General features: G+C 59.7%; 21 protein-coding genes. 17 read left to right on the top strand and 4 right to left on the bottom strand.

Annotation, left to right across the window (positions count from 1 at the left end; all coding sequences use genetic code 11):
* The first annotated feature begins 3 nt into the window (after positions 1 to 3).
* The 8 genes from thiC (at position 4) to B3Q33_RS12585 (ending at position 10,203) form a co-directional block, all read left to right on the top strand.
* A complete protein-coding gene (gene thiC / locus B3Q33_RS12620) occupies positions 4 to 1,887 on the top strand; it encodes a phosphomethylpyrimidine synthase ThiC (protein ID WP_035250482.1) in 1,884 nt (627 codons plus the stop codon).
* A complete protein-coding gene (locus B3Q33_RS12615; RefSeq protein WP_414631551.1) occupies positions 1,871 to 2,509 on the top strand; it encodes an NUDIX domain-containing protein in 639 nt (212 codons plus the stop codon). Before thiC ends, B3Q33_RS12615 begins: the two co-directional genes overlap by 17 nt.
* Complete coding sequence (locus B3Q33_RS12610; RefSeq protein WP_273009106.1) at positions 2,506 to 2,967, top strand: DUF1249 domain-containing protein; 462 nt, start codon at positions 2,506 to 2,508, stop codon at positions 2,965 to 2,967. Before B3Q33_RS12615 ends, B3Q33_RS12610 begins: the two co-directional genes overlap by 4 nt.
* A gap of 165 nt (positions 2,968 to 3,132) precedes the next feature.
* The gene (cpdA, locus tag B3Q33_RS12605) at positions 3,133 to 3,939 is read left to right on the top strand and encodes a 3',5'-cyclic-AMP phosphodiesterase (protein WP_035250488.1); all 807 of its coding nucleotides are present in this window, start codon (positions 3,133 to 3,135) and stop codon (positions 3,937 to 3,939) included.
* Between the two features lie 129 nt (positions 3,940 to 4,068).
* Complete coding sequence (locus B3Q33_RS12600) at positions 4,069 to 4,659, top strand: YqiA/YcfP family alpha/beta fold hydrolase (protein ID WP_035250489.1); 591 nt, start codon at positions 4,069 to 4,071, stop codon at positions 4,657 to 4,659.
* 82 nt (positions 4,660 to 4,741) lie between these two features.
* Positions 4,742 to 6,628 carry a DNA topoisomerase IV subunit B gene (gene parE, locus B3Q33_RS12595; RefSeq protein ID WP_035250490.1) on the top strand — a complete coding sequence of 629 codons (1,887 nt, stop codon included), beginning with the start codon at positions 4,742 to 4,744 and terminating at the stop codon, positions 6,626 to 6,628.
* 232 nt (positions 6,629 to 6,860) lie between these two features.
* A complete protein-coding gene (parC, locus tag B3Q33_RS12590; RefSeq protein WP_035250492.1) occupies positions 6,861 to 9,101 on the top strand; it encodes a DNA topoisomerase IV subunit A in 2,241 nt (746 codons plus the stop codon).
* A 172-nt stretch (positions 9,102 to 9,273) separates the two neighbouring features.
* Positions 9,274 to 10,203, top strand: coding sequence for an acyltransferase (locus B3Q33_RS12585; protein ID WP_035250494.1), 930 nt, complete (start codon positions 9,274 to 9,276; stop codon positions 10,201 to 10,203).
* A gap of 74 nt (positions 10,204 to 10,277) precedes the next feature.
* On the opposite strand, the gene B3Q33_RS12580 is transcribed toward B3Q33_RS12585, so the two are convergent.
* On the bottom strand, positions 10,278 to 11,018 hold the full coding sequence (locus tag B3Q33_RS12580; protein ID WP_035250496.1) for a TIGR04219 family outer membrane beta-barrel protein: 741 nt from the start codon (positions 11,016 to 11,018) through the stop codon (positions 10,278 to 10,280).
* 150 nt (positions 11,019 to 11,168) lie between these two features.
* Between B3Q33_RS12580 and B3Q33_RS12575 the strand changes: the two genes are divergently transcribed.
* The 7 genes from B3Q33_RS12575 to B3Q33_RS12545 all read left to right on the top strand — a co-directional run bounded on the left by B3Q33_RS12575 (position 11,169) and on the right by B3Q33_RS12545 (position 16,074).
* Positions 11,169 to 11,699 (top strand): DUF4262 domain-containing protein, encoded by a 531-nt coding sequence (locus tag B3Q33_RS12575; RefSeq protein WP_035250498.1) that lies wholly within the window; start codon positions 11,169 to 11,171, stop codon positions 11,697 to 11,699.
* 14 nt (positions 11,700 to 11,713) lie between these two features.
* Positions 11,714 to 12,253 (top strand): DUF2058 domain-containing protein, encoded by a 540-nt coding sequence (locus B3Q33_RS12570; protein WP_035250499.1) that lies wholly within the window; start codon positions 11,714 to 11,716, stop codon positions 12,251 to 12,253.
* Positions 12,254 to 12,498: 245 nt separating this feature from the next.
* Entirely contained in the window at positions 12,499 to 13,347 is an 849-nt protein-coding gene (locus tag B3Q33_RS12565; protein WP_035250502.1) for a CvfB family protein, read from the top strand.
* 113 nt (positions 13,348 to 13,460) lie between these two features.
* A complete protein-coding gene (locus B3Q33_RS12560) occupies positions 13,461 to 14,075 on the top strand; it encodes a trimeric intracellular cation channel family protein (RefSeq protein WP_035250505.1) in 615 nt (204 codons plus the stop codon).
* Positions 14,076 to 14,101: 26 nt separating this feature from the next.
* Positions 14,102 to 14,257: a hypothetical protein gene (locus B3Q33_RS12555; protein WP_156964926.1), complete on the top strand. Its 156-nt coding sequence runs from the start codon at positions 14,102 to 14,104 to the stop codon at positions 14,255 to 14,257.
* A 96-nt stretch (positions 14,258 to 14,353) separates the two neighbouring features.
* Positions 14,354 to 14,959 (top strand): DUF2780 domain-containing protein, encoded by a 606-nt coding sequence (locus tag B3Q33_RS12550; protein ID WP_035250508.1) that lies wholly within the window; start codon positions 14,354 to 14,356, stop codon positions 14,957 to 14,959.
* 71 nt (positions 14,960 to 15,030) lie between these two features.
* A complete protein-coding gene (locus tag B3Q33_RS12545) occupies positions 15,031 to 16,074 on the top strand; it encodes a metal-dependent hydrolase (RefSeq protein WP_035250511.1) in 1,044 nt (347 codons plus the stop codon).
* A gap of 194 nt (positions 16,075 to 16,268) precedes the next feature.
* On the opposite strand, the gene B3Q33_RS12540 is transcribed toward B3Q33_RS12545, so the two are convergent.
* Positions 16,269 to 17,285, bottom strand: coding sequence for a zinc-binding alcohol dehydrogenase family protein (locus B3Q33_RS12540; RefSeq protein WP_273009103.1), 1,017 nt, complete (start codon positions 17,283 to 17,285; stop codon positions 16,269 to 16,271).
* A gap of 125 nt (positions 17,286 to 17,410) precedes the next feature.
* On the opposite strand from B3Q33_RS12540, the gene B3Q33_RS12535 reads away from it, so the two are divergent.
* A complete protein-coding gene (locus B3Q33_RS12535) occupies positions 17,411 to 18,907 on the top strand; it encodes an amidase (protein WP_273009101.1) in 1,497 nt (498 codons plus the stop codon).
* Positions 18,908 to 19,181: 274 nt separating this feature from the next.
* Here B3Q33_RS12535 and B3Q33_RS12530 read toward each other — a convergent pair whose 3' ends face one another.
* Positions 19,182 to 20,099, bottom strand: coding sequence for a metal-dependent hydrolase (locus B3Q33_RS12530; RefSeq protein ID WP_273009098.1), 918 nt, complete (start codon positions 20,097 to 20,099; stop codon positions 19,182 to 19,184).
* A gap of 41 nt (positions 20,100 to 20,140) precedes the next feature.
* The gene (locus B3Q33_RS12525) at positions 20,141 to 21,892 is read right to left on the bottom strand and encodes an SDR family oxidoreductase (RefSeq protein WP_273009096.1); all 1,752 of its coding nucleotides are present in this window, start codon (positions 21,890 to 21,892) and stop codon (positions 20,141 to 20,143) included.
* Between the two features lie 304 nt (positions 21,893 to 22,196).
* On the opposite strand from B3Q33_RS12525, the gene B3Q33_RS12520 reads away from it, so the two are divergent.
* A complete protein-coding gene (locus tag B3Q33_RS12520; protein WP_273009094.1) occupies positions 22,197 to 24,470 on the top strand; it encodes a TonB-dependent receptor domain-containing protein in 2,274 nt (757 codons plus the stop codon).
* Positions 24,471 to 24,658 lie beyond the last annotated feature (188 nt).

Raw genomic sequence — 24,658 nt, 5'->3', positions numbered from 1 at the left:
GACGTGCCAGACGATCAGCGCCCCATCACCGCTAATACGATTGATGAATCTTGCCAGCCTATCGCCGGCTCGCAAAAAATTTATGTTACCGGCTCTCGCCCGGACATTCGTGTCCCCATGCGAGAAATACACCAGAGTCCGACCCCGCTGGCGGACGGAAAGTTCGAGGATAACCCACCGGTTAGCGTCTACGATACGTCTGGCCCCTATACCGACCCGGATGTGACCATTGATGTGCGGCAGGGCCTGGCGCCAATCCGCATGAACTGGATTCAGGAAAGGGATGATACCGAGCAACTGGAGGGTTTGACCAGTGAATACGGGCAAAAGCGCGCCAAGGATCTGAAAACCGCCGGGTTGCGCTTTCAGCACACCCGCGTTCCGCGTCGTGCCAAAGCCGGCAAGAACGTCAGCCAGATGCACTATGCCCGCCAGGGCATCATTACCCCGGAAATGGAATTTATCGCCATCCGCGAGAATCAGCGGTTGCGTGAGCACCGGGAAGCGGGGCTGCCGATGGACCAGCATCCGGGGCAGGATTTTGGTGCCAGTATTCCGGCGGAGATCACCCCGGAATTTGTCCGTGACGAAGTGGCTCGGGGTCGGGCGGTGATTCCGGTGAATATCAACCATCCGGAAATCGAGCCGATGATCATCGGCCGTAACTTCCTCACCAAGATCAATGCCAACATCGGCAACTCGGCGGTGACCTCCTCCATCGAGGAAGAAGTGTCCAAGATGACCTGGGCCACCCGCTGGGGCGGCGATACGGTGATGGACCTGTCCACCGGCGACAATATTCATGAAACCCGCGAGTGGATCCTGCGTAACTCGCCGGTGCCCATCGGCACGGTGCCGATCTACCAGGCACTGGAGAAGGTCAACGGTGTGGCCGAAGACCTGACCTGGGAAATCTTCCGCGATACCCTGATCGAGCAGGCCGAGCAGGGGGTGAGCTATTTCACCATCCACGCCGGCGTACTGCTGCGCTACGTGCCGATGACCGCCAACCGGGTCACCGGTATTGTCTCCCGCGGTGGGTCGATCATGGCGAAGTGGTGCCTGGCGCACCATAAAGAGAGCTTCCTCTATACCCATTTCGAAGACATCTGCGAGATCATGAAGGCCTACGATGTGACCTTCAGTCTCGGTGATGGCCTGCGGCCCGGCTCCATTGCTGATGCCAACGATGAAGCCCAATTCAGCGAACTGCGCACCCTGGGTGAGCTCACCAAGATCGCCTGGAAGCACGATGTGCAGGTGATGATTGAAGGCCCCGGCCACGTGCCCATGCACATGATCAAGGCCAACATGGACGAGCAGCTGAAGCACTGTGGCGAGGCGCCGTTCTACACCCTGGGTCCGCTGACCATCGATATCTCTCCGGGCTACGATCACATTTCCAGTGCCATTGGCGCTGCCATGATCGGTTGGTATGGCACCGCCATGCTCTGCTACGTGACGCCCAAAGAGCACCTGGGTCTGCCTAACCGGGAAGACGTGAAGGAAGGCATCATCACCTACAAGATCGCCGCCCATGCGTCTGATCTGGCCAAGGGACATCCGGGCGCCCAGTTGCGCGACAATGCCCTGTCCAAGGCGCGCTTCGAATTCCGCTGGGAAGACCAGTTCAATCTGGGCCTGGACCCGGACCGTGCCCGGGAATTCCACGATGAAACCCTGCCCAAGCAGGCCCACAAGGTGGCGCATTTCTGCTCCATGTGCGGGCCCAAGTTCTGTTCCATGAAGATCAGCCAGGAAGTCCGTGAGATTTACGGCGATGGCAGGGAGCAGGTGGCCCAGGCGGACGCGGAAGCGGGCATGGAAGAGAAGTCCAAGGAGTTCCGTGAAAAGGGCAGTGCCCTTTACCATGAAGCCAATGAGTGATCTGAAGCCGCTGTTCGGCCCCGATGACGTGGAAGTGCTGGAACGGGATACACCGTTTCAGGGCTTCTTTCGTGTCGATACCTTGACCCTGAGGCACCGGCAGTACAACGGTGGCTGGGGCAAACCGGTGCGCCGGGAGCTGTTCGTGCGTCCGCAGGCGTCGGCGGTGCTGCCCTATGATCCGCGCCGGGGTGAAATCCTGCTGGTGGAGCAATTCCGTGTGGGCGCGCTGGAGTGGCGCCCGTCGCCCTGGTGCCTGGAGTTGATTGCCGGTATTGCCGACAAGGACGGGGAAAGTGCCGCCGACCTGATCCGCCGTGAAGCCATGGAGGAAGCGGGCATTACCCTGGGTGAGATGGAATCCATCGCTGCCTATATGCCCAGCCCCGGTGGCACCAATGAGCGGCTACAGATATTTGTGGGTCATGCGGATCTGGCTGGTGCCGGCGGTATCTTCGGTTGCCCGGACGAGGGCGAGGATATTCGTGCCCTGACCGTGCCGGTGGCAGATATTCCCGAATTGCTGGAGTCCGGTCTGGTAGATAATGCAGCGTCACTGATTGCCCTGCAGTGGTTGCTGTTGCATCGTGCCCGGCTGGATGCAGCCTGGGACGGGGCATGAAACGCCGCGATCGCTACCAGCTGGATTTCCGGGCCTTGATGAGCCAGTGCGAGGAAAACTACGCCCGGATGCTGCCGCTGATGAAGGCCATGGGCGACCGCGACAGTATGGATGTGGAAGTGGGGCATACCCATCACTCCCATACCTTGCAGCTGCGAGTGCTTGAGCGCTCCCCCTACACCACCACCGTACGCCTGGAAGACCAGGAATTGCTGGATGTGCTACCGGCCTCTCGTTTGACCGTGCGTCTGTATCACGATGCGCGCCTGGCGGAAGTCACCGAGGCGCGTCCCTTTCGGCGGGTCAATGCCCGTTATGCCTATCCCAATCGCCATATGCACCAGCGTGATGAAAAAGTGCAATGGAACCGTTTCCTGGCCGAGTGGCTACGTCATGTCCACGACCATGGTCGTGATGCCGGCAACGGCTGGCGACAGCAGGTGACCGGTAATTCCTGAAGGTAGCTGTAAAGAATTGCTAACCATGTCCTGATCTTGGACGTCTTTCCTAGAAAAGTGCCATCATCTTGGTTATAAGTGATCAATGAGCGTTGAGGGAATGCTCGGGAGAGCATTCGGTGCCTCCCAAACGGGAATAATAAATCGAGGACGGGAGCGGGGATCTTGACGCAGCAGTTGCAGCCCCTTCGAGTGGTGCAGTTATCAGACTGCCATCTGTTTGCCGATACACAAGGCAAGCTGTTGGGCCTGAATACCCAGTTCAGTCTGGATAAGGTGTTGGAGCTGATCCGTGGTGAGCAGCCCAGCCCGGACCTGATTCTGGCCACCGGAGATCTGTCTCAGGATGCTTCCTTCGAGTCGTATCAGCGGCTGGAGCAGGCTCTTTCCGGCTTCCCTGCGCCGGTGTACTGGCTGGAAGGCAATCACGACAAGCCCGCCCCCATGCTCCAGGCCCTGGATTGCCATCGCGAGCGGATCAGTCCCTGTGTGCTGGAGATTGGTAACTGGACCATCATCATGCTCGACTCCACCATCCCCGGTGAAGTCCCTGGCGACCTGTTTGACGAAGACCTGAAATTTCTGGATGACGCTCTGGCCAACGCCCGAGGTGAACACCTGATGGTGTGTCTGCATCACCATCCGGTGCCGATGGAGTGTGCCTGGCTGGACACCCAGGTGGTGGGTAGTGCCGAGCAGTTTTTCGCCGTCATCGACCGCCACCCCCGTGTGCGCGCCATCATCTGGGGCCATGTGCACCAGGAATATGATGACCTGCGCAACGGCGTGCGCCTGCTGGCCGTGCCCAGCACCTGCGTGCAGTTCAAACCGAAAAGCGAAGACTTCGCCGTGGACGACAGCAACCCCGGCTATCGCTGGCTGGACCTGTACCCGGACGGCCGCATTGACACCGCCGTCAGCCGGGTGGAGGGGATTACCTTTGAGGTGGACTTCTCGGTAAAGGGCTACTGATTAATTGAAAATGGATAATTGATAACTAAAAACCTCGAATCCTGAATTGATAATGGACAACTTGTCCGGGGCCTGAGAGGCTCTTTCGTCATCAATTATCCATTCTCAATTATCAATTGGCTCTTCATCATGTCGGTTCCCGAAACCTCTCTCATCTACGTTCACGGCTTCAACAGCTCCCCAGCGTCCCACAAGGCGGGCCTGTTGCGAGAGGTGTTCGAACGCGCTGGCTGTCCTGAGCGGTTGCACGTGCCCGCGCTGCCGGTGGAGCCCAAGGCGGCCATGGCGGAGCTGGATGCGGTGATTGCCGGGGCCGGGCCGGTGGCGTTGCTGGGCTCATCCCTGGGGGGCTTCTATGCCACCTGGCTGGCTGAGCATCATGATTTGCAGGCGGTAATCGTAAATCCTGCCGTTCGACCCTGGCGACTACTGGACAAATACACAGGTATCCAGCATAACTATCACACTGGCGAGGCCTGGGAATTCAACCCGGCCTGGCTGGACGAGCTGAAGCGCTATGAAGTGCCGGCCATCAGCCAGCCGGAAAACCTGCTTCTGCTCACCCAGACCGGCGATGAAACCCTCGACTGGGAAGACGGCTGGGACTATTACGGGGACTGCCACCGCTATTGCGGCTTGGGTGGCAGCCACGGCTTTGATAACTTTGACGCCTTCATTCCGCTGATACTGCGGTTTTGTGGTATTGAAATACACGCCTGATGCCCGAGGCCAGACGCCAGACGCTTGATCCTGCCAAGCGTTCAGCGTCTGGCGTCATGCGTCTGGCGCTTCTGGAAACTCTATGGCCAATACGTATACGTCCGAAAATATTGAAGTGTTGTCGGGCCTCGACCCGGTGCGCAAGCGTCCGGGGATGTACACCGATACCTCCCGCCCCAACCACCTGGCCCAGGAAGTCATCGACAACTCGGTGGATGAAGCCCTGGCCGGTCATGCCAAATCCATCAAGGTCACCCTGCTGAAAGATGGTGGCGTGGAAGTGGAAGATGATGGCCGCGGCATGCCGGTGGACATGCACCCGGTGCAGAAGAAGCCCGGGGTGGAAGTGATCCTGTCCACGCTGCATTCCGGCGGCAAGTTCTCCAACAACAACTACCAGTTCAGCGGTGGTCTCCATGGCGTAGGCGTGTCCGTCGTCAATGCCCTGTCCACCAAGCTGGAAATTCTGGTGAAGCGGGACGGCCAGCTGCACCGGATGGAATTCGGTGACGGCGAAAAACGCAGTGACCTGGAAGTGGTCGACACTGTTGGCAAACGCAACACCGGTACCATTCTGCGTTTCTGGCCAGACGCCAAGTATTTCGATTCACCGAAGATTTCCGTTTCCCGACTCAAGCATTTGCTGCGCGCCAAAGCGGTGTTGTGCCCGGGATTGCTGGTCACCCTGGACAACCAGGTCAGCGGTGAAACGGATACCTGGCAATTCGCTGATGGTCTGATCGAATACCTGCTGGAATCCGGCCGTGGCTGGGAGCGGGTACCGGGTGAACCCTTCAATGGCGCCATGAGTGCGGAAACCGAAGCGGTGGACTGGGCGGTGATGTGGCTGCCGGAAGGCGGCGAGCTGGTGCAGGAATCCTACGTTAACCTGATTCCCACCCCCCAGGGCGGCACCCATGTAAACGGTCTTCGCTCTGGCTTGCTGGAAGCCATGCGCGAGTTCTGTGAATTCCGCAACCTGTTGCCCCGTGGCGTCAAACTGACCCCGGAAGATATCTGGGACCGGGTTGCCTATGTGCTCAGCGTCAAGATGCAGGACCCGCAGTTCGCCGGCCAGACCAAGGAGCGTCTCAGCTCCCGGCAGACCGCCGCGTTCGTGTCTGGTGTGGTCAAGGATGCCTTCTCCCTGTGGTTGAATCAGCACACCGACGAGGCAGAGAAGCTGGCGGACCTGTGCATCAACAACGCCCAGAAGCGTCTGCGCGCTGCCAAGAAAGTCACCCGCAAGAAAGTCACCAGTGGCCCGGCATTGCCCGGCAAATTGGCCGACTGTACCAGCGATGATCCTTCCCAGAGTGAAATCTTTCTGGTGGAAGGGGACTCGGCGGGCGGTTCTGCCAAGCAGGCCAGGGACCGGGTCTACCAGGCCATCATGCCTCTGCGCGGCAAGATCATGAACACCTGGGAAGTGGACTCCGCCGAAGTGCTGGGCAGCCAGGAAATTCACGATATCGCCGTGGCACTGGGTATTGAACCGGGCAGCGATGATCTGAGCGCCCTGCGTTACGGCAAGGTGTGCATCCTTGCCGATGCGGATTCCGACGGCCTGCATATCGCCACCCTGATCTGTGCTCTGTTCCTGCGCCACTTCCCGGCACTGGTGAAAAACGGCCATGTGTTTGTGGCCATGCCACCGCTGTACCGCATCGACGTGGGCAAGGAGGTTTACTATGCCCTGGACAAGGAAGAGCGTGCAGGCGTGCTGGACCGTATCAAGGCGGAAAAGAAGCGCGGCAAGGTCAACGTCACCCGCTTCAAGGGCCTGGGTGAAATGAACCCGCTGCAATTGCGTGAAACCACCATGGCGCGAGATACCCGCCGACTGGTGCGCCTGGATGTGACCGGCGGCGACGACACCCACCAGCTTATGGATATGTTGCTGAGCAAGAAGCGCGCCTCCGATCGCAAAATCTGGCTGGAAGAGAAAGGTAATCTGGCGGAGATTTGAGTGGCAAGTTGAAAGCTTCAAGTTGCAAGGCGCGGAACAAAACGTACAAGCCGGCAAGGTCGTGCACGCGAACCATCGTTAATGGCCAGCGCGAAACGCATACCGTCCAGCGAACAACGACACGGCCTCGCGTTGTAACTTTCAACTTGAAACTTGCAACTCCTTGCGCCGAAAAGAATGTATGGCCTATCGGCACTTACCGGTGCTGGGTAAATAAGAAGGCATTGAACAAATGGCTGATGAATTTGAAAGTCTTCCCCTAAGGGAATACACCGAAAAAGCGTACCTGGATTATTCCATGTACGTGATTCTTGATCGGGCCTTGCCCAATATTGGTGACGGTCTGAAACCGGTGCAGCGGCGTATTGTTTACGCCATGAGTGAGCTGGGGCTGAAGGCAACCTCCAAGTACAAGAAATCCGCGCGTACCGTAGGTGACGTACTGGGTAAATATCACCCCCATGGTGACTCTGCCTGTTACGAGGCCATGGTGCTGATGGCGCAGCCATTCAGTTATCGCTATCCGCTGGTGGATGGTCAGGGTAACTGGGGGAGTGCAGATGACCCGAAGTCGTTTGCTGCCATGCGTTATACCGAATCCAAGCTGGCTCCTTATGCGGAAGTGCTGCTTGCCGAGCTGGGCCAGGGCACGGTGGAATGGGTGCCCAACTTTGACGGCACCATGGACGAGCCCAAGCTGCTGCCGGCGCGTTTGCCCAATGTGTTGCTCAACGGCACTACCGGTATCGCGGTAGGCATGAGCACCGATATTCCGCCGCACAACCTGCGTGAAGTGGCCAACGCCTGTATTCATCTTCTCAAGGACCCGGGTGCGTCACTGGACGACCTGATGCAGTACATCAAGGGGCCGGACTTCCCCACCGAGGGGGAGGTGATTACTTCCCAGAACGACATCATCCGCATGTATGCGGAAGGGAAGGGGTCGCTCAAGCAGCGTGCCGTGTATGAGCGCGAGGAAGGTGACATCGTTGTGACTGCCTTGCCCTACCAGGTGTCCGGCGCCAAGGTGCTGGAACAGATCGCCGACCAGATGCAGAAGAAAAAGCTGCCCATGGTCAGTGATCTGCGCGACGAATCGGATCACGAAAACCCCACGCGTCTGGTGATTACGCCGCGTTCCAACCGGGTGGATACTGCCCAGTTGATGAGCCATCTGTTTGCCACCACGGATCTGGAAAAAAATTATCGGGTGAACCTGAACATGATCGGCATTGATGGCCGGCCGCAGGTAAAAAGCCTGGATATGATTCTCAACGAGTGGCTGCAGTTCCGCATGGTCACCGTGCGCCGGCGTCTGCAGCACCGTCTCGACAAGGTGCTGGAACGTCTGCACATCCTGGAAGGTCTGCTGGTAGCCTTCCTTAATATCGATGAAGTGATTCATATCATCCGCACCGAAGACGCACCCAAACCGGTACTGATGGAGCGCTTCGGGATTTCCGATCGCCAGGCAGAAGCCATTCTCGACTTGAAGCTGCGCAATTTGGCCAAGCTTGAAGAAATGAAGATCCGTGGCGAGCAGGACGAGCTCAACGAAGAACGTGAGTACCTGGAAACCACTCTGGGCTCCATGGCGAAAATGAAAAAACTGGTGGCCAAGGAACTGCAGGAAGACGCCGACAAGTACGGCGACGACCGTCGTTCGCCGCTGGTAGAACGTGATGCAGCGTCGGCTCTGGATGAAACCGATCTGGTCAGCGCCGATCCGGTGACCGTGGTGCTGTCCGAGAAGGGCTGGGTGCGTTCTGCCAAGGGCCATGAGGTCGATGTGGCCGGCCTCAGCTATAAGGCTGGGGACAAGTACAAGGCCTCGGCCCAGGGCAAGTCCAATCAGCCGGTGTGCTTTATCGACAGCACCGGTCGCAGTTATTCCCTGCCGGCCCATACCCTGCCCAGTGCCCGTGGTCAGGGCGAGCCCCTGTCCGGTCGGGTCAGTCCTCCGTCCGGGGCCAGCTTCATGGCAGCGGTGATGGGCAAGGACAAGGATGCCTATCTGATGAGCACCGATGCCGGTTACGGTTTCGTGGTGCGCTACGGGGATCTGCTGGCCAACAAGAAGGCGGGCAAGACGGTGCTGTCGGTACCCAAGGGGGCCAAGGTTCTGCCGCCGAAACCGATTGCCTCCACCGACGATGATCTGATTGCGCTGGTTTCCAACGAGGGCCGTCTGCTGGTGTTCCCGGTGAAGGAATTGCCAGAAATGGCACGGGGCAAGGGCAACAAGATGATGTCCATCCCTGGCGCGCGGGTGGCGGATCGGGTTGAGTTTGTGCAGGACATGCAGGTGCTGGGGCCGCAGGATGCGCTCACCATCCATGCCGGCAAACGTCATTTGACTCTCAAGGCCAGCGATCTGGAGCACTACTACGGGGAGCGGGGCCGCCGTGGCGCCAAGTTGCCACGTGGATTCCAGAACGTGGACCAGATGGCCGTGGAGCGTAAAGGCGAGTAGCGCTTTTTACCGGTGAACAAAAAGCGGCACGCTCAACAGCGTGCCGTTTTTTTGTGTCCCGGTTATCGACAGTCTCAAGCTGTCGACAACCGGGACGGGTACACAGACTTGCGTGATGGCGAGAACCGGGTTTAATACACTCTCTGAGAGGAAAAAGAGTAGGAGCATCGTCATGGCTGCCACGATCACGGGCGTTATCACCGCACTATTATTGCTGCTCAATACTCTGATACTGATTGGCCCCATGATGCTGGTGGCGCTACTCAAGGTGATTCTGCCAGGCTCGCGGGCACGCCAGATCTGTTCCTCGGTAGTCATGGCTATCGCGGAAACCTGGGCCGAGATCTGCAAGGCCATCTTTGCGTTGATGACACCCACCCAGTGGGAGATTCGTGGTGTGGAGGATTTGCGCGGTGACACCTCTTATCTGGTGGTCAGCAACCATCAGTCCTGGGTGGATATCCCTGCGTTGATTCAGGCGTTCAATCGCCAGACGCCTTACTTCAAGTTCTTCCTCAAGAAAGAGCTGATCTGGGTGCCGTTTCTGGGGCTGGCATTCTGGGCGCTGGATTACCCCTTCATGAAACGCTACAGCAAGGCGTTTCTGGAGAAATACCCCCACCTCAAAGGCAAGGATCTGGAGATCACCCGGCAGGCCTGTGAAAAATTCCAGGGCATACCGGTGACGGTGGTGAACTTTCTGGAAGGCACCCGCTTTACTGCTGCCAAGCATGATAACCAGCAGTCCCCCTACCGGCATCTTCTCAAGCCCAAGGCTGGTGGTGTGGCCTTTGTGCTGGCCGCTTTGGGTGACAATCTGGATGCCATACTGGATGTGACCATCCTCTATCCGGCAGGGGCGCCACCGGGGTTCTGGGATTTGTTATGCGGCCGGGTGGATCGGGTCGTGGTGGATGTACAGACTCGCCCCCTGGAGCCGGCGCTATGGCGTAGCGATTATCAGGAAGACCCGGTTTTCCGGGCAGAAATGCAGCAGTGGGTCAGTGATCTGTGGGCGCAGAAGGACGCGCGACTGGTGCAGATGGCAGAACAGGAAAGCGAGGGGAGTGCACAACCCGCTGAGCGCGCTGGTAGCGAGTAACCAGACTTAACTGAGAGAGGCATTGTCCCTGCCTCTGCAGAGGCCAGGGTCAATGCCTTGTCGGTGACAGTCCGTTAGAAACTCAGTGAGGCCGCCAGATAGGGGCCGCCCATATCCAGGTCCGCATCCAGGTCGCTGACATCATCCAGCTTCAGGTCCATGTGCTTGTAGCCCAGCTCCACGCCAAGCAGGAAATCCGAACGCCAGCCGATACGAGCGGTCAGATCCCGCAAGGTGTTGCCGTCGTAGCTGATCGTATCGATCTCGCCACCGACATAGACGCCAGGCACCGGCAGGTTGAGTCGGCCAGAGGCATGCAGCATGGGCAGGGTCTCGTCGAAGTTCTTGGTGGTGCTGACCAGCAGGTTGTCCAGGTTGATGCTGCCCTCGATCTTGCGGACGGTCACCCCCAGATTCACTTTCAGGGCATTATCCAGCGGTGTGTAGTAGAGCGTGCCGTCGAGGATATCCAGATCGATATCGGTTGCGACCTCGGTGGTAGCCAAAAATGTCCGGCCATTGAAGGTAATGTTGCGTTGCAGGCGATTACTGGCGTCATCTGAGAGATCCAGGCTGCGCACCCGCACATTGGGAATCAACGGTACGGCATGTTCCACGCCGAGATAGAGTACCTGCTGGTTGGCTTCATCAAAGCCCAGATCATCCTGCATGCGGATATCTTCACCACCGGAGGCCACTGTGCCCTCAAACTCGGTGTCCCAGCTATAACCGCCGCCATAAACGGCAATACCTGGTGCAGACCAGGCCAGGGGGGCGGCCAGTAAACCGGCTGCCAGGAGACTGATGCGTTTCATGGAAACTCCTGCTAGTGAGTGAAAGGTCAGTATTGCAGGTCTACAAGGGTGTCACCAAGTCCACAGGGATTCTGGTACCATGCCCACAACAATGACGATTCATTCGCCGGGGCTCGGCAGGTTAGGCCCTGCTCCTGCTGACAGTGACCTATGTTTCTAGATGAAATGCCCGGGACGTTCCGCTACCCGGCACCGGAAGATGCACAAGACAAAGACCTGCTGGCGGATATCCAGCGCAAGGGATGGCACCATTTTGCGGTGGCCGGTGGCGATGGTCAGCCTGGTTTCACGTTCAGTGTGGGGCATTTCCTCAATCTGAATCACCCGGAACTGATCGTGCTGGGGCTCAAGGATTCCCTGGCGAGCCGCCTGCTGGACAGTGCCGCCGTGCGGATTCGTGGTCTGAACAAGCCCTATCAGCCATATCGCCTGTATAACGATATCGCCGATGGCCTGGAAGTCATGTTTCTGCCGGTGGCCTTCCCGCATTACAAGGAATACCTGGGCTTCGCCAACTGGTTCTACCAGAGCCTGCCTGCGCCGTACCCGGCACTGCAGATGGTGTGGCCCGATACCAAGGGCGTGTTCCCCTGGCAGCCTGGCTACGATGCCCGGTTCCACCGTGCCCAGCCGCTGCTGGGGGTGCCGCCTGCGTCCCCGTTAACCCAGAATCGCCGTTGAGTTCGGAGAGCAAGATGGCCAATTCCCTGCAAGAACAATTGATGAAAGCCGGTCTGGCGGACCAGAAGAAGGCCCGTCGCGCCAAGCAACAAAAACGCCAGGAAGCCAACCAAGCCAAGCGTGGCGAGATTGAGCTGGAGGACCCGGCCGAGCGGGCCCGACGCCAGCGCGAGGAAAAGGCCGAATCGGATCGCCAGCGTGAAGCCGCCCGCAAGGCGGAGCGCGAGAAAAAGGAAATCGCCGCCCAGATCAAACAGATGATCGAACAGAGTCGTCTGGATCGACAGCGTGGCGATGTGGCCTACCAGTTTGTGCAGGACAAGAAGATCAAGAAGGCCTGGGTCACCGCCAAGCAACAGGCTCAGCTTGAGCGTGGCCAGATCGCCATTGTGGCCCTGGGCGACGGCTATGAGCTGGTGCCCACGGTAGTGGCAGAAAAGATTCGCCAGCGTGAGGAGTCTGCGGTACTGCTGCTGAACGAGCGAGGCAATAACGCCGTGGACGAGGATGACCCCTACAAGGACTTCCCGATCCCCGACGACCTGATGTGGTAGCGCGCGCAGCGCCAGCTACGAGCTACGCTCGATTGGGTTGAAATGGTCTGGAAAGTTCCTAGGACCTCGGTATTCCTACGAAGCCACTGTAGGAGCGGCGCTTGAGCCGCGAACCTTGCGTAGCAAGGAAATCGCCCGCAGGGCGATCAGGAATTCCAGAACTCGACAGGTTTCACAAAATCGAACCTGAAACATGAGCGCACACCCACAGCGACCCGCACCCTTACAACAACCAGGCCCGAACCATGACCGCATCTCCCACTCTTGGCGCTCGCCACTCCCTGGAAATTCTCAAACCGATCCATAACGGGCTGCTACTGGATGGCGGTTCGTTGGGGGAGGTGCTGTTGCCGTCCCGGGAAGTGGAAGGCCAGAATCTGGGCCCCGGCGATAGTGTGCTGGTCACTCTATACAGCGATGGTCAGGGTCGGCCCATGGCCAGCCTGCGTGCCCCTCGCGCTCAGCATGGTCAGGTGGCGTCCCTGAAAGTGGTCTCCACCAGCAAGGTGGGGGCCTTTGTGGACTGGGGCATGCCCAAAGACCTGCTGCTGCCCTTCGCCGAGCAGAAGGGGCCGGTGCGCGAGGGAGACTGGGTACTGGTGATGATCACCACTGACCGGGAAGGGCGGCTGCTGGTCAGTGCCCAGTTGGACCGCTTTCTGGACGATACCAGCGACGATTACCAGCAAGGTGACGAGGTGTCTCTGGTGGCGGCCCATGCCACCGATCTGGGCTACAAGATGGTGGTGGATAACCGCTCCTGGGGCATGATTGCCAAGCAGGAGTTGCGCGCGCCGCTGCGGCCGGGTCAGCGGGTTACCGGCTATGTCCAGCGCCTGCGCGAGGACGGCAAGATCAGCCTGTCACTGAACCCCCCCGGAGCGTTGAAGAGCGAAGGCTTGAGTGAGCAGATTGTGGCTGCCCTGGAAGCCGCCGGTGGCGAACTGCCGCTGGGTGACAAGAGCAGCCCGGAAGCTATCTTTGCCACTTTCCGTTGCAGCAAGAACGCCTTCAAGCAGGCCATCGGTGGGCTTTATAAAGAACGCCGCATCGTCATCGACAAGCAATCCATCCGCCTGACGCCGCAGGACTGAGCCGGCGTCTACCCGGTATTCAGGGACTCCCCAGGGTGGCGCCAGTCACCAAGGTCGAATTCATCGCGGCCAGGATTCAGGCATCATGGCCTGAATAGTCGGAGTCTCTACGCATGTTGTTAACCCTCTATCTGATCGGCATCACCGCCGAAGCCATGACCGGTGCCCTGGCCGCGGGGCGCCTGCGCATGGATCTGTTCGGTGTAGTGATGGTGGCCTGCGTCACCGCCATGGGCGGTGGTTCGATTCGTGATGTGCTGCTGGGGCATTATCCCCTGGTCTGGGTGGCCCATCCGGAGTATCTGGCACTGACTGCCATGGCGGCCCTGGTCACCACCTGGGTGGCACCGTTGATGCGCCGCTTGCGGATGCTGTTTCTGATCCTGGATGCCATGGGCCTGATGGTGTTCACCGTGATCGGCGTGAAGGTGGCGCTGGATATGGGATTGGCAGCGCCGGTGGCGATTTTGTCCGGGCTGATTACCGGCATCTTTGGCGGGGTGATTCGCGATCTGCTCTGTAACCGGGTGCCGCTGGTGTTCCAGAAAGAGCTTTATGCGGTGGTTTCGCTGGGGGCAGCCTGCCTGTATCTGCTGTTATTGCACTGGCAGTCGCCGGTCTGGTTGGCCACGGCGGTGACGTTGGCGGCAGGCTTTATGGTGCGCCTGCTGGCGATTCGTTATCAGTGGCATCTGCCGCGTTTTCATTACAACGTACCGGAAGACTGAGAGCGTTACTGCCAGTTCATCGTCGGGTGCGTTTGTTTCTCACCGAGCAGGGCGCCAAGCTGGTCAGCAACGGGCAGCGAATCCGCGAGCAGGCGTTTGCCTCGCTGCTGCAGAACCTGGATGGGGTGGAGCGTAAACAGTTGCTGCAGCTACTGGAAAAATGTTTGCCGGACGGGTCATAGGCTTGCCATAAACTGTTGGTCCTGATGTCCCGGAGCCGGTAAGGTTTGTCGCTGCTACAGGAGCAAGGAAGTGCAATCAATCATCAAGGAGCAGGTATGAATACGTTTCGAATCGGGGTTTTGGGTGTGTCCTTCTGTCTGGTGCTGGCGTCTCCGGCGCAGGCTTTCGATCTGAAGAAGATGACGGACTCCGCCAATGCGGCGGTGGACAAGGCTTCCGAGAGCGCCGATGCGGGCATCAACAAGGCGTCCGAGACAGCCAACGATGGCATCAACAAGGCGGGTGACTCTGCCAACAGCACGCTGGATAGCGTCAATGGCGGCATGGCCGTTTCCGGTGAAGCCAAGGCACTGGTCGATTCCCTGTCCACGGACCTGGACGTGTCCGGTCAGCAGGCCGCAGGCGGTGCCGGTGCCTTGCTGGCCATGGCACAAAGCAACCTGTCCGGTGACCAGTTCAGCGGTGTCCTTAACAAGGTGCCGGGGCTGGAATCCCTGCTTGGCGGCGGAGAAGGCGGTGGTGTGGCGTCGTCCATGCTGGGCAATATTTCCAGCATGCAGGGTGTCACCAAGGCGTTCGGCGCGCTGGGTATGAGCCCGGAGATGGTCAGCCAGTTCGCGCCGAAAATTCTCGGCTTTCTCGGTGACAAAGGCGTCACCGGTCAGGTGCTGAATAGCCTCAAGGGCTTGTGGGGCGTCTGATCGTCGCATCCATCTTGACGGTCTGCTGGCGATGTCACAGCTAGAATACTGATTTTGCCAGGGGCGTATTGATGGATTCCTTGTCGCAGGTTGTTCTGGGTGCCTCGGTGGGCGGTGCGGTCATGGGCCGCACGCTGGGGCGCTCGGCATTACTGGGTGGTGCCTTGTTGGGCACCTTGCCCGACCTGGATGTTCTTATCGACTATGGCGATGCGGTGGCCAACTTCACCGAGCATCGCGGTTTCAGCCATTCCCTGCTGGTGTTGCTACCCGCCTCGTTGTTGCTGGCCTGGGTACTTCAGCGCTGGCGTCCGGCCATCAGCCTGTGGCGCTGGTGGGCCTTCACCGGTCTGTGTCTGCTGACCCACCCGTTACTGGATTCCTTTACCACCTATGGCACCCGCCTGTTCTGGCCGCTGGGTGATCCGGTGGCAATCAGCAGCATCTTCATCATTGATCCGCTTTATACCCTGCCGTTGCTGTTTGCTGTGTTGTGGGCCCTGTGGCGGCCGCCGGCCAGGACGGCGCTGGCCACCGGGCTGACGCTGTCTTCCCTGTATCTTTGCTGGAGTATGATGGCCCAGCAATGGATGACACAGCGGGTCATGCCAGTGCTGGCGGAGCGGGGGCTGGATCAGGCGCCCCGCCTGGTGCAGCCCATGCCGTTTTCGACCCTGCTGTGGCGGGTAACGGTGCTGGGTGAGCAGCAGCGACTGGAGATTGTCACCGGGGTGCTGGATAGCGGCGATGCCCTGACGGTTGAAACCTTCCCCCGCTCGCCGCAGGACTATGCCGAGGCCATGCAGGTGCCGGCGGGGCGCAAGCTGGCCTGGTTTACCAGGGGGTTCATCGATGTGGAAGCCGGGCCAGACCAGTTACTGGTCACGGATATTCGCCTGGGGGTACCGGGTTTGCACCCCTTTCAGTTTGTGCTGGCCGAGCATAAAGACGGTGGCTGGAAGGCTTTGCCCAGCTATAAGCTGCCGCGGCCAATGGCCAACCCGCAGGCCTGGCCGGCGCTGCTGGACCGGACCCTGGCCCGCCAACCGATTCTTTGCCTGACCACCCTGGAAGCCTTGCCGGCCGGCAGCGCCTGTCCATCGGTGATGCCCTGACGCCCGACCCCGCTCGGCAACAGTGGTGATTACCCGGGATGATGGGGGAGTGGTGGGGAGTTAACTGTTGCGCGTGAAAAGAGAGGTTTGATCTGTAACGCAAGAGGCCGCGCCCATGGTTTGAGCGCGGCCTCTTGCGTTGAAAAAAACAGCACAAACAAATCGCGTCGCTGTTAACTATTCAATGTTAACTGTTAACTACTTTCCCATCCCGCCAACACCAACTTGCCAATCGTCTGCCCACTCTCCAGTTTGCGGTGAGCGGTCTTCAGGTTGTCGGCATTGATCGGGCCCAGGCCCTCGCTGAGGGTGGTCTGGATGGTGCCGCTGTCTACCAGGGTGCGCAGCTGGTCGAGGATGTCGCCCTGGCGTTGCATGGTGGCGGCGAACATGGCGCGGGTGAACATGAACTCCCAGCAGAAGCGGGCGCTTTTTGGTTTCAGGGGGTTCAGGTCCAGGGGGGCACGGGCATCGACGATGGCGCAGATGCCACCGAACGGGGCCACCGCCTGGCAGGCGCTGTGCCAGTATTCGTCCAGACTCTGGGTGACCAGGATGCCGTCCACCTGGGGGGGGCCGAGCAACTCCAGTTGCGGCAGCAGTTCCTTGCGGTAGTCCACCACCTGATGGGCGCCCATGGCCTGGCACCAGTTGGCGGAGGTGTCGCGCCCGGCGGTGGCAATCACGGTCAGTCCGAAATGGTGGGCGGCTAGCTGGATGGCGATGGAGCCCACGCCACCGGCGCCGCCGATCACCAGCAGACTTTTCCCTTCACAGTCGCCGGGCCGGAAACCGAGCTGGTCTTCCAGCGCTTCCCAGGCGGTAATGGCCGTCAGTGGCAGGGCGGCCGCTTCCTGCATGCCCAGGCTGTCCGGTTTTTTTGCCACCAGGCGCTCGTCCACACACTGGTATTGGGCATTGCTGCCCTGACGCTGCAGGGCGCCGGCATACCAGACTCGGTCGCCTGCCTGAAAATTCTTCACCTCGGCGCCCACTGCCTCAACCACCCCGGCGGCATCAAATCCCAGTACCCGATAGCCGCCCTGGTCCACCGGACGCTGGCGCAGTTTGGTGTCGATGGGGTTCACGGATACCGCCTGTACAGACACCAGCAGATCCCGGGGGCCGGAAGCCGGCAGGTCCAGCTGGATATCCTCCAGCGCGTGCACATCATCAATGGTTCTGGGTTGATTGAAACCGATCGCTTTCATGCTTTGCCCCTACAACGTAAACACACAAGCTTTGGCCCACTTGGCAGGGCAGACTATGCCACAGTAACCGGATTGTCGCCTTGCGACTGTCGCAAAAACGATAACGTTTTCGGGAGAGCACACGCATGAAGTTCGAGGAATATCGCCAATTTGATGCCATGGGGCTGGCGGAGCTGGTGGGTAAGGGCGAGGTCGCTGCCAGCGAGTTGCTGGAGACAGCCATCGCCAGGGCGGAGCAGGTCAACCCCTCCCTGAATGCGCTGATCATTCCTCTCTATGAGCAGGCCCGGGAACGGGCGGCAGCACCGCTGACGGGTCCGCTGGCCGGGGTGCCCATGCTGGTGAAGGACCTGTTCCAGGAAATGGCTGGCGCGCCCAGCTATCAGGGCAACAAGGCGCGCAAGAAAAACGACATTCGCGCCGACCAGGATTCCACCCTGGTGGCCCGCTGGAAGGCCGCTGGTTTGGTGCCCTTCGGGCGCACCAATACCCCGGAGTTCGGCGCCAAGGGTATCACCGAGCCGGATTCCTATGGTCCGGCCCGCAACCCCTGGAATCCGGATCATACCCCCGGTGGTTCGTCCGGTGGCTCTGCCGCCATGGTGGCATCCGGGGTGGTGCCTGTAGCGGGCGCCAATGACGGGGGTGGCAGTATCCGCATCCCGGCGGCCTGCTGCGGCCTGTTCGGTCTCAAGCCCGGTCGCGGACGCACGCCCTGGGGGCCCACCTTTACCGAAGCCATGCACGGCATTGCGGTGAACCATGTGCTGACCCGTTCGGTGCGTGACAGCGCGCTCTTGCTGGACCTCACTCACGGGGATGAGCGCGGCAGCCTGTTCCATATCGCACCGCCGGCGCAGCCCTATCAGGTGGCTGCGGCATCCCGCCCCGGGACAATGCGGATCGGTTTTTCCACAGCGTCGCCGCTGGGCACCCCGGTGGATCCGGAAGCCGTAAAAGCCGTGGAGAAAACCGTGGCCCTGCTACGGGACCTAGGCCACGAGGTGGTCGAGGCCGAGCCGCAGATGGATGCCAAGCAGATGTGCATGGACTGGCTCTCCGTATGGTTCGGTCAGTGTGCCGCCGAGGTGGATGAAGTGAGGGCGCTGACCGGTTGTGGTGACGATGGGTTCGAGCTGGATACGCTGGCCATCGCCGCCTTTGGGCGCGCGACGCCTGCCCATGAATACGTGAAATGTCAGACGCGCTGGCAGCAGTACATGATCGCGCTGGATACCTTCCTGGAGCAGTATGATTTCTGGCTGACACCGACGCTGGCCATGCCCCCGGCACGCATTGGAGAAATGGCTACACCGGGCTGGCAGCAGAGTGCCCTGAAAATGCTGCTCAAGGTGGGCGGTGAAAAACTGCTGATGAAGACCGGCATGATCGAGCAGATGGCCATGGAAAATTTCAAGTACATGCCCTTCACCCAGTTCGCCAATGTCACCGGGGTACCGGCCATGTCGGTGCCGTTGCACTGGTGCGACTCTTCTTCAGGAAAACCGGGTTTGCCGCTGGGGTCCCAGTTCGTCGGTGGCCATGGCGATGAAGGCAAGCTGCTGGCGCTGGCCGGGCAGCTGGAAGAGGCGGCACCCTGGTTCGACAAGGTGCCGATGTAAAGGCGATCGGTAGGCGCGTCGGGCTCTGTGCCCTACGGTTAGGCGGCGCGATAGCAGACCTGGATGAATAGCATTTTTACCACAGAGGGCACAGAGTTCACCGAGGAAAGAGGGTGAGCTCTGTGGTTTTGTGGTGAAACGGGTTTTGCTTGTCGCGCCACGACGTGATTGGCGCGGCGATCAACAGCGTTAAAAAACAACATAACTACAGATCAGGGTCGCTGAGGGAAGAGGGTTTTCCTCAGTGAACTCTGTGCCCTCTGTGGTGAAATAATCAGTGCACCGCCGCTGCTTTTGCTGCAGGTGAGCGTGCCAGGTATGCCAGCGCCTGTTCCGTGTCACCTTCGTGGATCGGATGGAAGCGGGGAGACAACCAGCGCAGGGTGGCGTTGACCAGGAAGGTGAAGGTGGGCACGTTCTCGGTGCGTTTGCCGGTCTGTTCCAGTTGCATCAGCAATTGCGGTATCAGGGTGCGGCCCATTTTGCGCACGCTGGGGTCCGGGTCCTGACGGGCCAGGCTGCGACCCCCTTCGGAAATGAAGTAGATGAACAGCGGAAAGACGATGGCCATCAGTGCCTGGCGGCTCACGTAGAAACCCAACTGTGATTGGCACAGGTGCTCGAACAGGTCGAACGCCACGGTACGGTGTTCCACTTCTTCGGCCAGGTGCCACTTGAACAGGTCCACCATGGCCGGGTCGCCGTTCTGCTCCCAGGTGTCGTTGTCCATGGCCCACTGACCCAGCACGCCGGTGAAGTGCTCGATGGCGGCGATCAGCCCTACCCGCAGTACCAACCACTGTTTCTGGATCGCCTTGCGCTGCAGCACTTTCAGCCCGAAGGGCGCCTCCCCCAGGAAGGTACCGAACAGCCATTCCACCCGTTGCACATAGTCATCCACGCTCAGCCCGTGACGTTCCAGGTAGAGCTGGGCCTTGCTGTGGGCGCGGGAATGCACCGCTTCCTGGCGAATAAACCCTTCCACGTCGGCGCGTAACTGATCGTCACTGACCAGCGGCAGTGCCTGGTTGTAGACCCGGCAGAACCACAGTTCCCCGGCGGGCAGCAGCAGGTGGATACCGTTGATGATATGGGTGGAAAACGGATCATCCTTGAGCCAGTGCAGTGGCGTATTGTCGAAATCGAACTGCACTCGGCGGGCTTTCAGTTGATGGCGCACAGGGCTGTTCATGGCTGTTGTTCTCCCGTTGTTATGGTCAACACGTCATCAATTCAGGCGGTAATGTCCAGGCGCGCTACCTGCCGGGACAATACCGGGGCAAAGCGGCTGAGCAGTCGGGTGGTCCAGGCTTCGGCCCCCACCAGGGACAGGGCCGGGTTGCTTTGCACCGCATCGAAGATGGCGGCGGCCACCTGGTCCGGGGAAAAATTGCGGCGCTTGTACAGGGCGTCGGCCTTGGCGCGTTTTTCCGCCTGTTGCTCGTCGCTGAGCCCGGCGTACACGGTGCTGTTGGCAATGCCGGTGGCGACAAAGCCGGGGCAAATCGAGGTGACGCCGATATGGTGTTCGGCCAGCTCTGCACGCAGGCATTCGCTGAGCATGTGCACAGCGGCCTTGCTGGTGGAGTAGGCGGCCAGCTTGCGGTTGGGGGCGAAGGCGGCGGCAGAGGCCACGTTGACGATGTGGCCCTTGCGGTGGCCATCAATCATCTGCCGGGCAAACAATCGCGAGCCATGGATCACTCCCCACAGATTGACCTTGAGAAGGCGATCCCAGTCCTTGGTGGAGGTTTCCAGCACGCCGCCGGCCATGCCGATGCCGGCGTTGTTGACCACGATGTCCGCACCGCCCAATTCTTTTTCCACCCAATTGGCCAGGCGCTGCATGGCCTGGGCCGAGCCCACATCCACCTTGCGTGGCCAGGCGGCTGCGCCCCGTTCGCGGGCCTGATCGGCGGTGGTATTGGCACTGTCCTCATTGATATCCACGCACACCAGGTCGGCGCCTTCAGCGGCAAAGCGCAGGGCGGTGGCCCGGCCAATGCCGGACCCTGCGCCGGTGATGACGACGGTCTTGCCGTACAGCGGCAGGCTCAGTCTTTCCGGGCGAACGCGGGCGTGCTGCAGGGCACCGGGCATCTTGCCGCTTTCCACCCCGGCCACGAACTCGCCAATCCAGGTGGCGATGGTGTCCGGGTGGCTCAGCGGTACCCAATGGTTGGCGTTGATATCCCGGCGGTACAGCGCGTCCACCCACTCGTGCAGGTCTTCAAAAAGCTGGGTACCCACGTAGTTGTCACGGGTGGGTACGATCAGTTGCACCGGGCAGGCGGCGTGTCGGGCTTGCGGGTTGATCAGCTTGTTGCGGAAATTGGCGCGATACAGCTGCACGCCGTGCTTGCCGTCCTTGCCCTGGGTGGGGTTGGCTTCCGGCTCCTGCACATTCTCGCGGTGTTTCAGATAGCGAGGCCAGAGCTTGTCCAGGCCACCCTGCCAGGCTCCAGGGGCCAGTACCGGCAAGTGAAAGAAACCGATGTACCAGGAACTGAGTGCCTGCTTGAACACCTTGGTCTTGGCAGAAGGAGACAGATTCAGGGTGCGCCGGCGCATCCAGTGGCCCATGTGATCCAGGCAGGGGCCGGAGATGGTGGTGTAGGACTTGATCCGTGTCTTGAGCGGCCCGTCGGCGGTGACCGATTCCCAGCTCTGGATGGAGCCCCAGTCGTGTCCCACCAGATGAAAATCCCGCCCGGGAATGGTGGCGTCCACCACCGCCGCCAGATCCGCCGACAGCAGGCTCATGCGGTAATCCGCCTGCTTACGCGGTGCCTCGGAGGCACCGGCACCGCGTACATCGTAGCTGATCACGAAGTACTTCTTCGCCAGCCGGTCCGCCACGGGTTGCCAGACACTGTGATTGTCAGGGTAACCATGAACCAGTACCACCGGCACCTTGTTGCTGTCGCCAAAGGTATAGACCTGCAGATTGACCCCCTGGCTGGTCACCGTGGTTGTGGTTGTCATAAGGCTCTCCTGAAGGGTGGTGACGCGAAATCTGGACGACGTCAAGTTTATCGAATGTATCAGTGCTCAATGTAACGGTCAACGAGCAGGGTATGACCATCGGGACCGGGAATCCGGCGCCAGCGGCCAAGGCGGAGTATCACGGCATAGGCCCGGCTGCCATGAGGCTCCCCGGAAGTTCCCGCAAATGCTGGAGCCTTACAATCTTTACCATTTTGAGATTTATTATTGTTTGATATTGATTCTCAACAACAGAAGAATGCCGCCGCTTCTATACCGATTAACGGAACGAACGGGGGATGTAATGACAATGATTCGGGTAGCACTACCACGGCGTGCCTTGCTGGCAGCCTTGACCCTGGCCGTCACGGCAGCACCGGCGGTGGCTGAGCAAAACGGGCAAAGCCATGAGCTGAAAGCGATCAATGTGGTGTCCGCTGCCGGTTTCGAACAGAAGATCACTGAGGCCCCGGCCAGCATTTCCGTGATTGGTGAGCAGGAGCTGCACAGTCGCCCGTTTACCTCGGTGGTGGATGCCGTACGTGAACTGGAAGGGGTGGATGTGGGAGAAACCCGCGACAAGACCGGCCAGGCCTCCGTATCCATGCGCGGTATGGGCTCGGATTACACCCTGATCCTGATCGACGGTCGTCGCCAGAATAATCATGGTGACATCTACCCGAACAACTTCGGCGGCAACCAGTTCAACCATATTCCGCCCATGGATGCCATTGAGCGCATCGAGGTGATCCGTGGTCCGGCGTCCACGCTCTATGGTGCCGATGCCATGGGTGGGGTGATCAATATCATTACCAAGAAGAACTTCGACCAGCCGGCGGCCAGTATTACCGTGGGCGGCACCTTTCAGGAACAGAGCGAGTTCGGTAATGACGTGACCACCGACCTGTACGTTTCCGGCCCGCTGGTGCCCGGCAAGCTGGGTCTGGCCCTGCGTGGCAGTATCTATGACCAGCAGGCATCCGATCCGCAGTTTGATCCCGCCATTGCGCCGGATGGAACGGTTGTCGATCGGGAGCTGGGTTTTGGCGGTGGTGGCCGTACTGTGCGCAACAAGGACATTGCCGGTGGCTTCACCCTGCGCTGGACGCCAGTGGACAACCAGCGAATCTCGCTGGATTACGATCAGTCCGAGCAGGTGTACAACAATGACAAGAGTCAGGTCGGTACCCAGGACAGCGTGGACCGCCTGCCCATGGCCGGCTATGCCAAGAATCAGGAATTCACCCGTGACCAGGTGGCGCTGACCCATGAAGGGGACTGGGATATCGGCTACAGCACCGTTTCCCTGACGCACCTGGCGACTAACAACAAGGGCCGCACCTTGCCGCTGACGGCGGCGGAGCGTGACCAGTATGACCAGATGGTTAGCAACGGGGCCACGGATCAGGAACTGGAAGCGGCCTTCCTGCCGCGCCCGGCGCGCACCCTGGAAAGCCGGGAGTGGCGTCTGGATGGCAAGCTGGAATTACCGGTGAATGATCAGCACTTTGCGGTGCTGGGTACCCAGGTGATTCGTGGCGAGCTGGAAGATGGCGTGCTTGGTCTGGAGGAGGGGCGTAGCGGCCGGATTTCCGACCACAACCTGTGGGCCCTGTTTGCCGAGGATAACTGGACCCCGGTGGACCCTTTTACGCTTACCGCCGGTGTCCGTTACGACAACCATGAAACCTTTGGCGATCAATTCAGCCCACGCCTTTATGGTGTTTATGAACTGACGCCCGCCTGGACCGTGAAGGGGGGCGTCAGTACCGGCTACAAGACGCCCAAGACTACCGATCTGTATTCAGGGATTACCGGGTTCGGCCGCCAGGGCACGCTGCCCTGGGTGGGCAATCCGGACCTGGAGCCGGAAACCAGCGTTAACTCCGAAATCGCCCTTTACTGGGAGAGCGTCAATCGTCATAACTTCAACGTGACCTATTTCCAGAACGATTTTAAAGACAAGATTGTGCGCCAGGACAGCGCGCTGTGTTCTGCCAACGGTGGGCAGAAACCCTGTGTGGATCTGGGCGCCTATGACTCCCTGGGCGGCATCGTCACTCAGCCGGTGAACGTGGACAAGGCGGAAATAAAGGGTGTGGAAGTGGCCGGTCGTTACCAGTTCCTGCCGCGCTGGGCGCTGAAAATGAACTACACCTATATCGACAGCGAACAGAAGAGTGGAGACCAGAAAGGCTACCCGCTGACCGGCACCGCCAAGCACATGGTCAATGCCACCCTGGACTGGCAGACCACTCAGACTTTCGGCATGTACCTGACCATGGCAGGGCGTCACGACCGTTTCCGCGGCTTTGGTCGCAGCGGTCTCAACACCGATTCCAGCGGCGGCGAGTACTGGAAAGATTATGAAATCTTCCACCTGGGTGCACGTTGGGCCATGAATGACACACTCACCTTTACCGCCCGGGTTAACAACCTGCTGGACGAGGACTTCACTACCTATGACACCGCATTTGAAGACGACGGCATGGGTGGCTTCGAGCCGGTTTACTTTGACGACTACAACAACAAGGATGCCCGCCGCAGCTACTGGTTGAGCATGCAGGCACGGTTCTAGTTCAGTTGACAGTGAACAGTTGAAAGTTGACAGCGTCGCGGATTGACGCCTAGCAAAAGGAAGGCAAAGAGGCCGCGTCCAACCGTTGAGCGCGGCCTCTTGCGTTTAGACTAACTCCTGTAGGGTGCACTGAGCCTAAGGCGAACTGCACCATCAAACGCTGGGTCGGTGCAGTTCGCCTTAGGCTC

It is taken from the genome of Alcanivorax sp. UBA3183 (assembly GCF_002364155.1).
In the GTDB taxonomy this organism is placed as follows: Bacteria; Pseudomonadota; Gammaproteobacteria; order Pseudomonadales; family Alcanivoracaceae; genus Alcanivorax; species Alcanivorax jadensis.
The sequence above is the reverse complement of the archived record's forward strand: the minus strand, read 5'-3'. Positions and strand labels throughout refer to the sequence as shown.